Origin of the sequence: Psychroserpens sp. AS72 (assembly GCF_038900375.1) — a bacterium.
In the GTDB taxonomy this organism is placed as follows: Bacteria; Bacteroidota; Bacteroidia; order Flavobacteriales; family Flavobacteriaceae; genus Psychroserpens.
In genome coordinates this window covers 25658-40095 of the sequence record NZ_JBBMRC010000013.1, presented here as the reverse complement: position 1 = coordinate 40095, position 14438 = coordinate 25658, and the positions used below count along the sequence as shown (strand labels likewise).

Below are 14438 nucleotides of genomic sequence, written 5' to 3'. Positions count from 1 at the left end.
AGGAACGAACGATGAGGAATCTCATAATTACAGAGATTATTCGCTTTGCTCTGAATGACATCATAATAAACAAATGTCAGGTCGAGTGCAGTCGAGACCTATTTAAAACAAACAACTATGCCAAGAAAAGTAAAATCAGGATTGATACAAATGAGTCTTCCAATGACAGAAGGAGAGGGAACAATTAAAGAAATTATGGATGCGATGTATGATAAGCATATTCCATACATTGAAGAAGCAGGACGACAAGGTGTTCAAATATTGTGTTTACAAGAAATATTCAATACACCATATTTCTGTCCTGGACAAGATAAAAAATGGTACGAGTCTGCTGAGTCAGTTCCTGGACCAACCACTGAAAAAATGCAAGTACTTGCGAAGAAGCATAATATGGTGATTATCGTTCCAATTTATGAAAAGGAATCTCCTGGTGTGTTGTACAATACTGCTGCAGTCATTGATGCTGATGGAACCTATTTAGGAAAGTACAGAAAAAATCATATTCCACATACAACTGGGTTTTGGGAGAAATTCTTCTTTAAACCAGGAAATTTGGGTTATCCAGTGTTTCAAACTAAATATGCAAAAGTTGGCGTCTACATTTGTTATGATAGGCATTTTCCTGATGGAGCACGATGCTTAGGTTTAAATGGAGCAGAGATTGTTTATAATCCGTCTGCAACTGTTGCTGGATTAAGTGAGTATCTATGGAAATTAGAGCAACCAGCACATGCAGCAGCAAATGGTTATTTTATGGGTTGTATCAATCGTGTAGGTGAAGAGAAACCTTGGAATCTAGGGAAGTTCTACGGACAATCATACTTTGTAGATCCTCGCGGACAAATTTTCGCTGAAGCCTCTCGTGATGATGATGAGTTATTAGTCGCTGAATTTGATTTAGATTTAATTGAAGAAGTGCGTTCTACTTGGCAATTTTATAGAGATAGAAGACCAGAAACGTATGGTAGATTAACAGATTTGTAATTACTGTCAGGTCGAGCGCAGTCGAGACCTATTAAAAACCTCTCGACTGCGCTCGAGGAGACAGCATATTAAAATTAGACACTTAGATATATTAGTCAATCGAATACATATTATTAAACTATGGCAGAATATAAAAGACCAAATTCAAAAGCTGAATTCGATAAGAATTTCAAGCAGAAAAAACCTTTGATGAATGATACGGAAGCCTTTTACGAAGCGTCTCGTTGTCTGTTCTGTTATGATGCACCTTGTATTCAGGCATGTCCAACGAGTATTGATATTCCTTTGTTTATTAAACAGATTCATACGGATAATATAACAGGAGCATCCAAAACTATTTTTGATTCTAATTGGTTAGGAAATGCTTGTGGTGTCGTTTGTCCAACTGGTGTGTTGTGTGAAGGAGCATGTGTTTATAATCATCAAGATGTGCCACCAATTCAAATAGGAAGACTTCAGAATTATGCAACCAACAAAACCATTGATGCTGAAAAAGTGATTTTCAAAGTTGGTGAACCCAACGGTAGAAAGATTGCAATCATTGGAGCTGGTCCAGCAGGAATAGCTTGTGCCTGTGAAGCTAGAACTTTAGGTTATAACGTTGATATTTATGAAGCGAAAGGAAAACCTTCAGGTTTAACGGTCTACGGAATAGCGCCTTACAAAATCACAAATGAAGAAGTGTTGAAAGAAGTGGAATACCTCCAGAAGCAACTTGGTTTTAATATTAAATATAATACTGCAATCAATTCAAAAGAGGAATTAGAGGCTCTGGAAAAAAAATATGATGCCATCTTTGTAGGTGTTGGTTTAGGAGCAACTAGATATCTTGGTTTAGATGGTGAAGATAAAAAAGGTGTTATTGGTGCTGTTGAGTTTATTGAAGAGCTGAAAATGAAACATCATAAAGTCAAGGTACCAGCTAAGGTTGTCGTACTAGGAGGAGGAAATACAGCTATGGATGCAGCTTCTGAAGTTGCAAGAATGGGAGCTCGTAAAACGGTTCTGGCTTATAGGAACTCAAAAGAAAGAATGGGAGCATATCCATTTGAATATGATTTGGCCATCAGTGCTGGAGTCGATAGTTTATTCAATGTAACTCCAATTGCTATTACTGGAAATGGTAAAGTGGAAGGTGTCAAATTTGCTAAAACTGAAATGGTTGATGGTAAATTAAAAACCAATATGAATAATACATTTGTTGTGCGTTGTGATATGGTGATTAAAGCAACAGGTCAAGCAAAGCAAGGTGATTTGTATAACATGATAGATGACTTAGATATAGATGCTAAAACAAGAATTAAAGTCAACCATGAATTTCAAACGTCCAACCCAAAATATTTTGCAGGAGGTGATGCTGTAAATGGAGGAGCAGAAGTTGTAAATGCAGCTTATGATGGTAAAATGGCAGCACAAGGAATTCATAACTGGTTGAATAAATAAAAATTAACCTCTCGACTGCGCTCGAGGAGACAAAATATTGTCTAGTCGAGCGCAGTCGAGACCTATTATAAACTCATAACACAAAAACATGATCGACTTATCAATAAATTTCGGAGGTATAAAAGCACCAAACCCATTTTGGTTAGCATCAGCACCACCAACAAATTCAGGATATCAAATAATGAAGGCTTTTGATGCTGGTTGGGGAGGAGCGGTCTGGAAAACCCTTGGAGTTCCTGTGGTTAATGTTTCAAGTCGATATGGCTCTGTAAATTATAGAAATACCAGAATGATGGGTTTCAATAATATAGAATTGATTACAGATCGGCCTTTGGCTGATAACCTTCGAGAAATAGAAGAGGTCAAAAAATATTTTCCAGATCATGCAGTTATCGCATCTCTAATGGTGGAAAGTAGATCAGAATGGGAACAAATCATTAAAGATGTTGAAAACGCTGGAGCAGATGGTATTGAACTAAATTTTGGCTGTCCTCATGGGATGTGTGAACGAGGTATGGGTTCTGCTGTAGGGCAAGAACCAGAAGTGTTAAAGACTATTGTTGAATGGGTTAAAGAAGCTGCTAATATTCCGGTAATCACAAAGCTATCACCTAATATTTCTCATATTACAGATCCAGGTTTAGCTGCAGTTCAAGGTGGAACGGATTCTATTTCATTAATTAATACCATCAAAAGTATTGTTGGTATTGACTTAGATTCTTATGCGCCTTATCCAATTGTCGATGGCAAAGGAACAAATGGAGGTTATTGTGGTCCTGCAGTAAAACCAATAGCAATGCATATGCTTAAAGATTTGGCACAACATCCCGAAATTGGCAAAGTACCATTATCTGGTATTGGAGGTATTGAAACGTGGCGTGATGTTGTTGAATTTATATTGCTTGGTGCAACTTCGGTTCAAGTGTGTACTGCTGTCATGCATTATGGTTTCGGAATTGTTAGAGAGATGGAAGCTGGCTTGCGTCAATTCATGGAAGAAAAAAACTATACAACAATTTATGATTTTGCAGGTAAAGCCTTACCAAATGTGACTGATTGGAAACATTTAAACTTAAAACATAAAGTTGTTGCAGAAATTAATCCAGATAAATGTATTGGCTGTGATTTGTGTTATATTTCTTGTGATGATGGTGCTCATCAAGCAATTGCATTGCCAATTGATTTAACAAATAGAATACCGAGTATTATTGAGGAAAATTGTGTTGGTTGTAATTTGTGCTCTTTAGTTTGCCCAGTAGAAGACTGTATCACTATGGTTAAACGTGATGACGGAACAGAAAGTTTAACATGGCACGAACGAACAGTAAACGATGATATTCCTACTACTTTTGATGATGATAGAGCAGGAGGTAAAGGACACTTTGTTCCAACACCAGAAGATGCTTTAAAGCACAGAAAATAATATTAGCATAAGAACTAAAGTGAAATTCACTTTAAAGATTTATCTTTGATTTGTGCAAGACATCTTCAGTAATCATATCGCTAAAAACCTGTCATTTTTAAAAGAAAGCAAACTCTTAATCGCCGTTTCTGGTGGATTAGATAGTGTGGTATTAACACATTTATGTCATCAATTAAATCTCAATATGTCTTTGGCACATTGTAATTTTAATTTAAGAGGAAACGAAAGTGATGGAGACGAAGAATTTGTTCTAGAATTAGCAGAGAACCTAGAATTAGAAGTGTTTATTGAAAGTTTTTCTACGGAAGAATTCGCTAAACAGCACAAATTGTCTACGCAAGTAGCAGCTAGAGAATTACGTTACAATTGGTTTTTTGATGTAGCTGAAAGTTTAAACTTCGATTATATTTTAACTGCACATCATGCAGATGATAATCTTGAAACTTTTTTAATCAATCTTACCAGAGGAACAGGATTGAGCGGATTAACTGGGATTCCTGAAATTAATGATAATATCGTGAGACCTTTGTTACCATTTTCTAGAGAAGAATTAGTAGGCTATGCTAAATCAAATACATTAAAATGGCGAGAAGATAGTAGCAACGCATCAGATAAATATCTTCGGAATAAGTTACGTCATCACGTGATTCCGGTTTTGAAAGAAACCAATCCAAATGTGCTTCAAAATTTCAAAACTACTTTGGATAATCTTAATGATACTGCAGATATTGTAGCTGAAAGTTTAATTGTTTTATCAGAAAAAGCAATTGAACCGTTTGACGGACAACAATTGAAGTTTAAAATTTCTGAATTCAAAAACGTTAAGAATCCAAGAGCTTATCTTTATGGAATTTTCCATTCTTACGGTTTTACACAATGGGACGATATCGTTAATTTACTAGATGCACAATCTGGAAAACAAGTGTTTTCAAATGAATATAGGTTAGTAAAAGATAGAGAACATCTTATTTTAACAGATTTGAATGCTGGAGACGAATGTCATTCAGAGCGAAGCGAAGAATCTCTTAAAATAAAAGCAACTGATAAAAAAATAAAAACACCTGCAGGAATCTTATTCTTCGACGAGGCAGATGCTATTTTCGGAAAAAGAACAAACGTCATTTTTGTAGATAGAGACCAATTAAAATTCCCTTTAGAAATTAGGAAATGGAAAGAAGGCGATGTTTTTTATCCATTGGGAATGAGAGGGAAAAAGAAACTCAGCAAGTATTTTAAAGATGAGAAAATGTCTTTAATAGACAAAGAAAATGTCTGGTTGCTCATTTCCGAAGAAAAAGTTGTTTGGGTTCTCAATCGTAGAGCAGATGAACGATTTAAAATTACAGACAAGACAACCAATATTTTAAAGATTGAATTAAATTAGAGATTCTTCTTTGCACTCTAAATGACATGAGCATTGTCATTCAGAAGGAGGTACGATTGAAGAATCTAATTAATAATTATAAATGAACATACTTAAAGGACAAATAGTCGACATAAAAAACAAACGCATCTTCAAAGGTATAATTACAATTTCCGAAGGGAAAATTAAGAGTATAGAAGCGAAAGAACATGATGTCAATCATTACATTCTTCCAGGTTTTGTAGATGCACACATTCACATTGAAAGCTCTATGTTGGTGCCAACAGAGTTTGCGAGAATAGCAGTCAATAATGGTACAGTTGCAACCGTATCAGATCCTCATGAAATTGCCAATGTTTTAGGGATTGAAGGTGTCAACTTCATGATAGAAAACGGAAAACAAACACCTTTTAAATTCAATTTTGGAGCACCTTCTTGCGTTCCTGCAACGAGTTTTGAGTCTGCTGGAGCTGTTATAGATTCTGATGGGATTAAACAACTCATGGCAAATCCAGATATCAAATATTTGGCCGAAATGATGAATTATCCAGGCGTTTTATTTGATGACGAAGAGGTGCTCAAAAAAATAGAATGGGCAAAACACTATAATAAACCTATTGATGGTCATGCTCCAGGTGTTGTTGGAGATGATATTACAAAATATATCAATGCTGGAATTTCTACAGATCACGAGTGTTTTACTTATGAGGAAGGTTTAGAGAAACTTCAAAAAGGCATGAAAATTCTCATTAGAGAAGGGAGTGCTGCTAAGAATTTTGAAGCTTTAATTGATTTATTGCCAGAGCATTTTGAAAATATGATGTTTTGTAGTGATGATAAGCATCCAGATGATTTGATTATCGATCATATTAATAAGTTATGTGCAAGAGCAGTAGCTAAAGGGATTGATGTCTTTAAAGTGTTGCAAGCAGCTTGTATAAATCCTGTTGAGCATTATAATTTAGACGTTGGATTATTGCAGGAAGGTGATGAAGCTGATTGCATTATTGTTGAAGATTTGAAAGCTTTCAAAGTCCTTCAAACCTATATAAATGGTGAGTTGGTTAGTGATCACGGAAATTCTAAACTTCAAACTATTGCTTTCAAAAATTTAAATAATTTTAATACGTCAAAAAAGGAAGTATCCGATTTTAAAGTTGTTTCAGAAAAAGCAGAAGCAAAAAAAATACGCGTTATTGAAGCTTTAGAAGGTCAATTGGTCACAAATGAATTAATTGAGGAAGCAACGATAGAAAACGGAAACTTTGTTTCAAATACTGAAAACGATATTCTAAAAATGACAGTCGTTAACCGTTATAATAACGATCAACCAGCAATGGCTTTTATTAAAAATTTCGGACTTAAAAAAGGAGCAATTGCATCTTCCGTAGGTCATGATTCTCATAATATAATAGCTGTAGGAGTGAGTGATGAGATGATTTGCAAAGCGGTTAATCTCATTATTGAAAATAAAGGTGGCATTTGTGCAGTTCATCCTGATGAAGATCAGGATCTTAATAAAATCGTTCCATTGCCAGTTGCAGGAATTATGAGTGATCAGGATGGTGAAACCATTGGTAAAGCCTACGCAGAGCTTGATAAGATGGCAAAACAATTGGGAAGTTCTTTAAATGCACCTTACATGACGTTGTCATTTATGGCTTTGTTGGTGATTCCATCGTTAAAATTGAGTGATAAAGGGTTATTTAATGGTAAAGATTTTAAATTTACAGACCTAATAATACCATAAGAGTAAAGAGTAAAGAGTAAAGAGTAAAGAGTAAAGAGTAAAGAGAAAAGAGTAAATAAATGAGAGTAATCCCATAACACTTTGCGAATTTGCGCCTTTGCAAGAAAATCACAACCGAGTAAACACAACTAAACAACAAACAACTTCACAGTAAATAATGCCAATCCTAAAATCAACTTTTAAACCTGCTTTTCAATTTAGAAACGGATTCGTATCTACCATATATTCTGGATTAATAAGAAAAGTGACACTAGAACAATCTCGCGAGCGGATTGAAACTCGTGATGCCGATTTTCTAGATTTAGATTGGAGTTATGCTGATACTTCGGCTGAGCTCAACACAAGCAAAAAATCAGATTCGGTTATTATTCTCCTTCATGGATTAGAAGGTCATGCACAACGACCATACGTTACAGGAACCGCAAAAGTGTTTAATCAAAACGGAATTGATGCAGTTTGTGTGAATTTTAGAGGTTGTAGTGGTGAGGGAAATCGGTTTTATCACAGTTATCATTCTGGAGCAACAGATGATTTAGATGATGTTGTCAACCATTGTATTCAGGAAAAAAAATATTCAAAAATTTATATCAAAGGCATTAGTTTAGGCGGAAATGTTACACTCAAATATTTAGGCGAAGACAGAATAATTCCTAAGCAAATAAAAGCAGCCATCTCCATTTCTGTACCTGTTCATCTTAATGGTTCTGCTACCGAATTGCATAAACTTAAGAATAAAGCATTCGCGATTAGATTTAGAAAACATTTGCTGGATAAATTAAAAGTTAAAAAAATACAATTCCCTGGTATTCTAAAAGATAAAGACTTAAATGAAATAAAAACTTTAAGAGAATTTGATGAATTTTACACCTCTGTAGCGCATGGTTTTAAAGACGCAAATGACTATTATACAAAAAGTAGCAGTCTACAATTCTTACCAAATATCAAAGTGCCAACATTAGTTATGAACGCATTAAATGATTCTTTTTTATCTGCAGAATGTTATCCTGTAAAAGAAGCTAAACAGAATGAAAACCTGTTTTTAGAAATGCCAGATTTTGGAGGTCATGTTGGATTTATTCAAAAAGGAGATGTATATTACAACGAGAAAAGAGCCATAGAATTTGTTAGGCAATTTGATACCAATGAACTAAATGTCATCGCTTAAAACCGCAATTATTTCTAATGCAAATGGAATGGAACTCCACGTCTCCAACTTTGGAGCAACCATTCTAAGTTTAAAAGTGCCTAATAAACAAGGGCAGTTTACTGATGTTGTAGTAGGCTTATCATCACCTTTAGATTATCTCAAAGACGACTATCTTAATCAAAACAGATGTTTGGGAAGCTCAAATGGTAGATATGCTGGACGAATTTCGGGAAGCGGATATAAAATTGATGGAATATTTTATGCACTTTCTCAACATAAAGGCGAGCATTTACATGGTGGTTTTAACGGTTTTGATAAACAATACTGGAATATTGAAAGTGTAGATCGCACCAAAAACCCAACGATAAAATTAACATACCTGAGCAAACACCTTGAAGAAGGTCATCCTGGAAATTTACAAGTGTCTGTCAGCTATCAATTATTAGAAAGCAACGAGCTTATCATCACTTACAGCGCAGAAACTGATGCGCCAACACATGTTAATTTAACCAATCATTCTTATTTTAATCTCAACGGAAATGGAACCATATGCAATCATAAGCTGCAAATTAAAAGTGATCGCTATCTAGAAGTCGATTTTGAAACGACAATTCCTTCAGGTGAGATATTGAATTCTTCAAAAACTAGAGTCGATAGAAACGAATTAGAAACTATTGCTAGACATGATTTTAGAGGTTTTGACGACACCTTTATTTTAACATCTGATGTATCTTGTGCAAGGCTCATTTCCGATGACACAGGAATTAAAATGATAGTGGATACCAATCAACCAACATTTGTAGTATTTACGCCTAAAAACTTTGATAACGTCTCTTTTAAAGAGGGTTTGACTTATGGTGATTTTCCAGCTATATGCTTTGAAGCTCAGAATTATCCAGATGCTCCTAATCATATTAATTTTCCGTCGTCATTGTTACAACCTGGTGAGGTGTATGAGAATAGAACGAACTTTAGGTTTAAATTAATTAGCTAATAATCTCCAAGATTAAGATTCATGTTTGGTCTCTCAGCTTACCCAAGTTTAGAAAAGACAAAGTAGTCAAGGTTTTATATTTCCGAAGAACATTTTTAAAACAATTTCGTTGTTTATTTTGCTCTTTTTCAGATTATTAAAATTAAAATCAATATTTTTTTGTAATTTAGATTTTAATAATCGCCCTATAGGTTATTAATTTGATAGTAGTCAACATTAAGTTTACTAATTTTAAATTGTATTTATGTTATTCAAAAAAATAGGGACACCAATTCTTCGATTACTCAACTTTGTTAATAATCTAATTACCTCTTTTGGTAAATTTGTTAAGTCTTCTTATTTAAGTCTTTTGTTTCTTACCCTTATTTTGCTAATGGTACAAGCCTTAGAGCAAGCTAATACACTTTTAGTAGACATGATAGAGAGTGATAAAACATCTCTGCTTTTTTGTTTTGTTGTTATTTCTGTATTTGCGTCTATACTTTCACATTATCCAAGATATATTTATTATGCCGAGAATATAAATGATAGTCGAGATGATCATAAATGGTATGCCTATAAATGGTTTGGTTACGCAATTTTTATTTTTTCTAAAATAGACCCAAACTATAAGCAAGATTATAAAGCTAAATTTTTTAGGCATTGTTTAGGCTTAGTAATTTTTATTATTTGGCATTATTACATCTTTCAAACCTTTTATTCAAAATTATACTTTAGTGGCCTTGATGTTACAATGATACGATTGGTTACGCTTGTTCTCTGTGCTATTCCTGCACTCATTTTAATCATACTGCTTGATAAATTTGATGTGTACCAAGATAAATTGTTAGAAGTGAAAAGTGATGAAGCTATTACTGTGGTTAAAGCTCAAAAAAAGAAATTTGTCACAAGAGGTGTAAATACACTCTTTGTCTGTATCGGTTTAGTTATAATACTAGGAATTGTATTAGTAAGCACTCTAAAATTTAGTCTCTATGGGTATTGGTTGCTCCAGATATTTACATTTTTGTTAGCAGTACTCTATATTATGTTTAGAGTCTTTCGTGTGTATGCTAAAACCGTCAATTTTAAACGCTATTATTTTTTGAGTAGTAGTGTGGGTTATCTTAGGTATTATTTTGTGTTTTTCTTAGTTGTGATTCTCTTTTTGACCTATAGTAATTTTGCTGTTTATAATAAATGGAAGCTGTCCAACGCTATGGTCATACTGCTATCGTTTGTGTTTGTAGCCTATTATTCTATTGCTTGTTTAGTGAAATACTTTTTTATGTTGACGATTTTTAAAACTCAAAAAAAAGACTTAGACAACAATCCTTATGTTACCGAAAAAAATTATTTATACAGTTCTGGTGTGTTGCAAGAAAACAGACACAATCTTGTACCATTAGATGAGCAGAATTTATTTTCAAATAGACGTAGACTTATAGCGTCTATTGCAACTTTTGTCATAATTATACTTGGTGTTTTGAGTTTTGCTTCGGAAACTCAAGTTCATGAACTACAGTCTTATGAAACAGATAAGAACGATAGTGTTCTTGAAATGGATGTCTTTAAAGATCATCTGAGAAATAGAACAGATAAACCCTTGTTTTTTGTAGCTGCTCATGGAGGAGGTTTGAAAGCTAATATTTGGACTATGAAAGTCTTAAATGAAGTTCAGAAGAAAACGGAAGGCGTGTTTCTTGATCAAACGGTATCATTTTCAGGAGCATCAGGAGGAATGATGGGAGTATCGTTATACTCAGTATTAGGAGGAGAACATACAAATGATTTTGCGACCATTGGATTAAAAATAGATCATGTTGCAAGAGAGAACTTTGCGTCTAAAGATTTAGCATTGGCTTTCGGGTTTGACATGGTTAGAAAAATGTATCCTTTGAATAAGATTGGTAAATATAAAGACAGGTCATATTATTCTATGGTTACTTATCGTAATATACTAGAAGGTAAATCAGCAATGATCTTAGACTCATTATCTTTTAATTCGTATTGGAAAACAAAAATATTTGATAATAAAAAAGGCTATTTTCCTTCATTAATTGTCAATACTGCCAAAACTAATGGACGACGAGGTGTATTCTATTCGGTGAAATATCCACAAGATTCTACCATATTTTATAATTCTGATAATTTATCACAATTACGAAATGATTATTCTATCGCTTACTATGAAGCCATTTCTTCTACTAATAGATTTCCTGCGCTTAGTCCTGCTGCAAAGATAAAAGGCTATGGTCATTATATAGATGCTGGAGCACTAGACAATAGCGGACTTTTAAGCTCGTTAGATTTACATAATTATTTGCTAAAAGATTCCACATTAAATAAAACAAAGAAAGTTTTCGTTGAAATTATTAACGGTAGAAATAATTATATCTGGTATTTAGTTCAAAAGTTTAAAGATGAAAATGACATAACACATTTGAAAATTGATGAAATAGAGCAGGATAATTTTGTAGCAGATTTAAAAACCGGATTCAATTTAGATAAAATTCCAAACTATCTAAGTGCCTTCATGCGAGATCAAAGTAAAAATCCATTAATTGATTATGTGCCCATTTATTTGCCATTTCAAATACAATATGATGAAGTTCAAAGTTTTCTTGGTGGTGAACTCATAAATAAAGACCAGATTGATAAACTTCACGAATTTCTAAAACGTGAAAATGCTAAAGTAAAAAAAGAAATAAATGATAATGGTTTTGAGTGGGAAACTTATGAACCAACATTGGCAAGACATTTGAGTGAAAGCACCATAAAATATTATGATCGAGTGATACAGAGTACGCTAATTACCGATCAAATTAAACAAATCAAATCATTGTTAAACCAATAAAATCAAGATAATATGAAATCAATAAACGCAATTAATAATATACCGTTGCATTATGCAAGACTCGTCAATCATCCTTATGGTACACGTGGAGAGCAACGTCAATTTTCTATAGATTCAAATTTTTTAGAAGTATTAAAAAATGCTTTTGATGAGGTGTTTTCAAGCTGTCCTTTAGGGATACCTGAGGTGGTAACAACTGCTGGGATATTTGTAAATAAACCAGGACAGCATGGTCATGGTACTGCTTTTGATTTGGATGCTATTTTTTGGACAAACGAAACGCTAGTCACCAAAAATTTTATTCATCAAAAAGAACTGTATTTAGGTGTAGAATCTTTTCTTCGGAAGCACTTCGGAATCGTTCTCAACTACAACTATCCAAATCATCAAGATCATTGGCATGTGGATACGAGTGTGCCTGTAGATTATAATGAAGCATCTAAATCGGAAACTTTATACCTTCAGATGGTTTTAAAACATATCTATGGAAAACCTGTAATTATTGATGGTCTCTCAGGTCCACAAACCAGAGGTCATACTAAAGATGTGTTTGATAGACTTAACATAAACACACCTATAACCACGAAAGCGAATTACTTAAAATTCTTAGATATCACAGGTAAGGTGGCTTTTAAACTTTCCGAAGAAAACATTACGCCTTTACAATTATTAGAAAATTTAGAGACGGTTATTGATCAACTTCCAGCAGCAAACAAACATGATGTTAGAGAAGCGCTCAATAGTTTTGTTGATAACGATGAGACATCTACTTGGTTAAATGGGATTACACATCATCATGATTTAGATTCAGTTATTGACCATGTTTTAGCATCTTAATGTTTTAAAAATTAAAAATCAGTTATATGGATTCATATCAAGTAGGAACTAATAAACCTATAAAATTAAAAGTTGCGATTGCTACAGAAGCGATTCCAATGAGCTACGCGTTTTTGTATCATACTGTAACTGATCAAGCGCCTTATGCGACTATTCCTCCATTTGATCCAACACAAAAAACAGGTTGGAAACAATTAGATGGTGGTAACATAGTGCAATCAAAAGTGTTAAGAGTGATGACTTTTTGTCGATTTTTTAATCCGTTTCCCAATGTTGATACGTTCAACTTAGCCATCAAGCAAATTGAAGATTCTTATAAAGTTAGTATTAATGGAGGAGATGAAGATCCATTAGATGTAAACTTTAAAGTTAGTGCCTTTTACGAAGGTCAAACCTGTATTTTAGAAAGTGAATTGAAGTTAACGTAATCGCTATGAAACATCTTAAAATTCTAATATTGTTGCTAACATCAACTGTTTTTGCTCAAACGGATACTAATCCTGTTGCAGCATTAGAAAATTTAGCACCTCCAAGTTCTCCAGCCTTTATTTTGATGGATTTAACGCCTTCAAATATTATGGTGCCAGAAAATATTCAAGCATTTTCTATACAAACTATAAGTGCGTTTTCTGGTGATAGTTCCAATGGATTGTCAAACAATAACTACGCTGTAGAGTTTCAGCCATATTGGTATGTCAAGCGAGAAAATATGAATTTTTTTAAGTATAATAACCTTAAAAAAAACAAGGCAGTAAGAACTGCTAATTCTAGTCCAGAAGATTATACATGTTATAACGTTTTTGGAGATGCTTGGAAACGTGCATCAATTTCTTTGGCACTAATGAATGGTAATTTTAATGTGTTTGAAAATCCCCAAAGCTATGTGTCTGTTGGAGCGAGAACTCGATTGCTCTCTTTTAAAACTAATGAGCAACGTAGTGCAATTGTGTCACAATACTCAGCTTATGAACAATTTATGTCTAGCCAAGAAGTGATTATGATTTTTGCAAACCCAAGTTTAAGTGCTTCGGAAAAAAATAAAGCCATTACCAATCTCGATACGTATAAAACCATTGTAAATGATTTTGAAAATACGCTCAACCGGAAGCCTTTGTTTGCTCTAGACGTTGCTGTAGCTTATAGTCATTTTATGGGAGATAAAAGTCAGGATTTAGATGATGCTTTTGGCAGATTAGGTGTTTGGGCTTCTGGAGATTTAGCATTTTATACACCAACCATTGGAGATAATGGTCATATTCATTTTTATGGTGTGTTTAGGTATCTTCGTGATGGACTTAACATAAATCCAGAATCTGGGGAATTTAGAATAGAAGAAGCTTTGGATTATGGTGCGAAACTAGAATTTGAATTAAATAACCTGTCTTTTGGTTACGAGTATATCACAAGAGATATTAATAATGACAATGAAGAGCGTTCTATGGGTTCTATCAGGTATAAAATCAATAATGCATTTACATTAAATGGAGGTTTTGGTAAAAACTTCAAAAGTGATGGAGAAACCATAGCGCTTTTTGGGATACAATGGGGAATTGATTTTCAACCAAATGTAGTTTTGGGTGTTGATTAAATGTGTGTTGTATTAATTTTTATAGAAATGAAATAATTAATCATAGAATATTTTCTATATTTAGAGAAATATT

Annotated in this window: 11 protein-coding genes; all 11 read left to right on the top strand. The window is 33.7% G+C overall.

Translation table 11 applies throughout. The features are described from left to right. Nucleotides 1-117 precede the first annotated feature (117 nt). The 11 genes from WNY78_RS17305 to WNY78_RS17255 all read left to right on the top strand — a co-directional run bounded on the left by WNY78_RS17305 (nt 118) and on the right by WNY78_RS17255 (nt 14365). On the top strand, nt 118-984 hold the full coding sequence (locus tag WNY78_RS17305; RefSeq protein ID WP_342874482.1) for a nitrilase-related carbon-nitrogen hydrolase: 867 nt from the start codon (nt 118-120) through the stop codon (nt 982-984). A 120-nt stretch (nt 985-1104) separates the two neighbouring features. Beyond that, nucleotides 1105-2427, top strand: coding sequence for an FAD-dependent oxidoreductase (locus tag WNY78_RS17300; RefSeq protein ID WP_342874481.1), 1323 nt, complete (start codon nt 1105-1107; stop codon nt 2425-2427). Nucleotides 2428-2515: 88 nt separating this feature from the next. Further along, nucleotides 2516-3850, top strand: coding sequence for an NAD-dependent dihydropyrimidine dehydrogenase subunit PreA (gene preA, locus WNY78_RS17295; protein ID WP_342874480.1), 1335 nt, complete (start codon nt 2516-2518; stop codon nt 3848-3850). A gap of 52 nt (nt 3851-3902) precedes the next feature. Beyond that, nucleotides 3903-5234 (top strand): tRNA lysidine(34) synthetase TilS, encoded by a 1332-nt coding sequence (gene tilS / locus WNY78_RS17290; RefSeq protein ID WP_342874479.1) that lies wholly within the window; start codon nt 3903-3905, stop codon nt 5232-5234. A gap of 82 nt (nt 5235-5316) precedes the next feature. Further along, nucleotides 5317-6963, top strand: a complete 1647-nt coding sequence (gene ade / locus WNY78_RS17285) for an adenine deaminase (protein ID WP_342874478.1) — start codon at nt 5317-5319, stop codon at nt 6961-6963. Between the two features lie 157 nt (nt 6964-7120). Further along, on the top strand, nt 7121-8128 hold the full coding sequence (locus WNY78_RS17280) for an alpha/beta fold hydrolase (RefSeq protein WP_342874477.1): 1008 nt from the start codon (nt 7121-7123) through the stop codon (nt 8126-8128). Beyond that, a complete protein-coding gene (locus WNY78_RS17275; RefSeq protein WP_342874476.1) occupies nt 8115-9104 on the top strand; it encodes an aldose epimerase family protein in 990 nt (329 codons plus the stop codon). The genes WNY78_RS17280 and WNY78_RS17275 overlap by 14 nt, the downstream gene beginning before the upstream one ends. A 244-nt stretch (nt 9105-9348) precedes the next feature. Then, entirely contained in the window at nt 9349-11940 is a 2592-nt protein-coding gene (locus tag WNY78_RS17270; RefSeq protein WP_342874475.1) for a hypothetical protein, read from the top strand. 12 nt (nt 11941-11952) lie between these two features. Further along, nucleotides 11953-12777 carry a hypothetical protein gene (locus WNY78_RS17265; protein ID WP_342874474.1) on the top strand — a complete coding sequence of 275 codons (825 nt, stop codon included), beginning with the start codon at nt 11953-11955 and terminating at the stop codon, nt 12775-12777. 26 nt (nt 12778-12803) lie between these two features. Then, nucleotides 12804-13205 (top strand): hypothetical protein, encoded by a 402-nt coding sequence (locus WNY78_RS17260; protein ID WP_342874473.1) that lies wholly within the window; start codon nt 12804-12806, stop codon nt 13203-13205. Between the two features lie 5 nt (nt 13206-13210). After that, nucleotides 13211-14365 (top strand): hypothetical protein, encoded by a 1155-nt coding sequence (locus WNY78_RS17255; RefSeq protein WP_342874472.1) that lies wholly within the window; start codon nt 13211-13213, stop codon nt 14363-14365. The last annotated feature ends 73 nt before the right edge of the window (nt 14366-14438 follow it).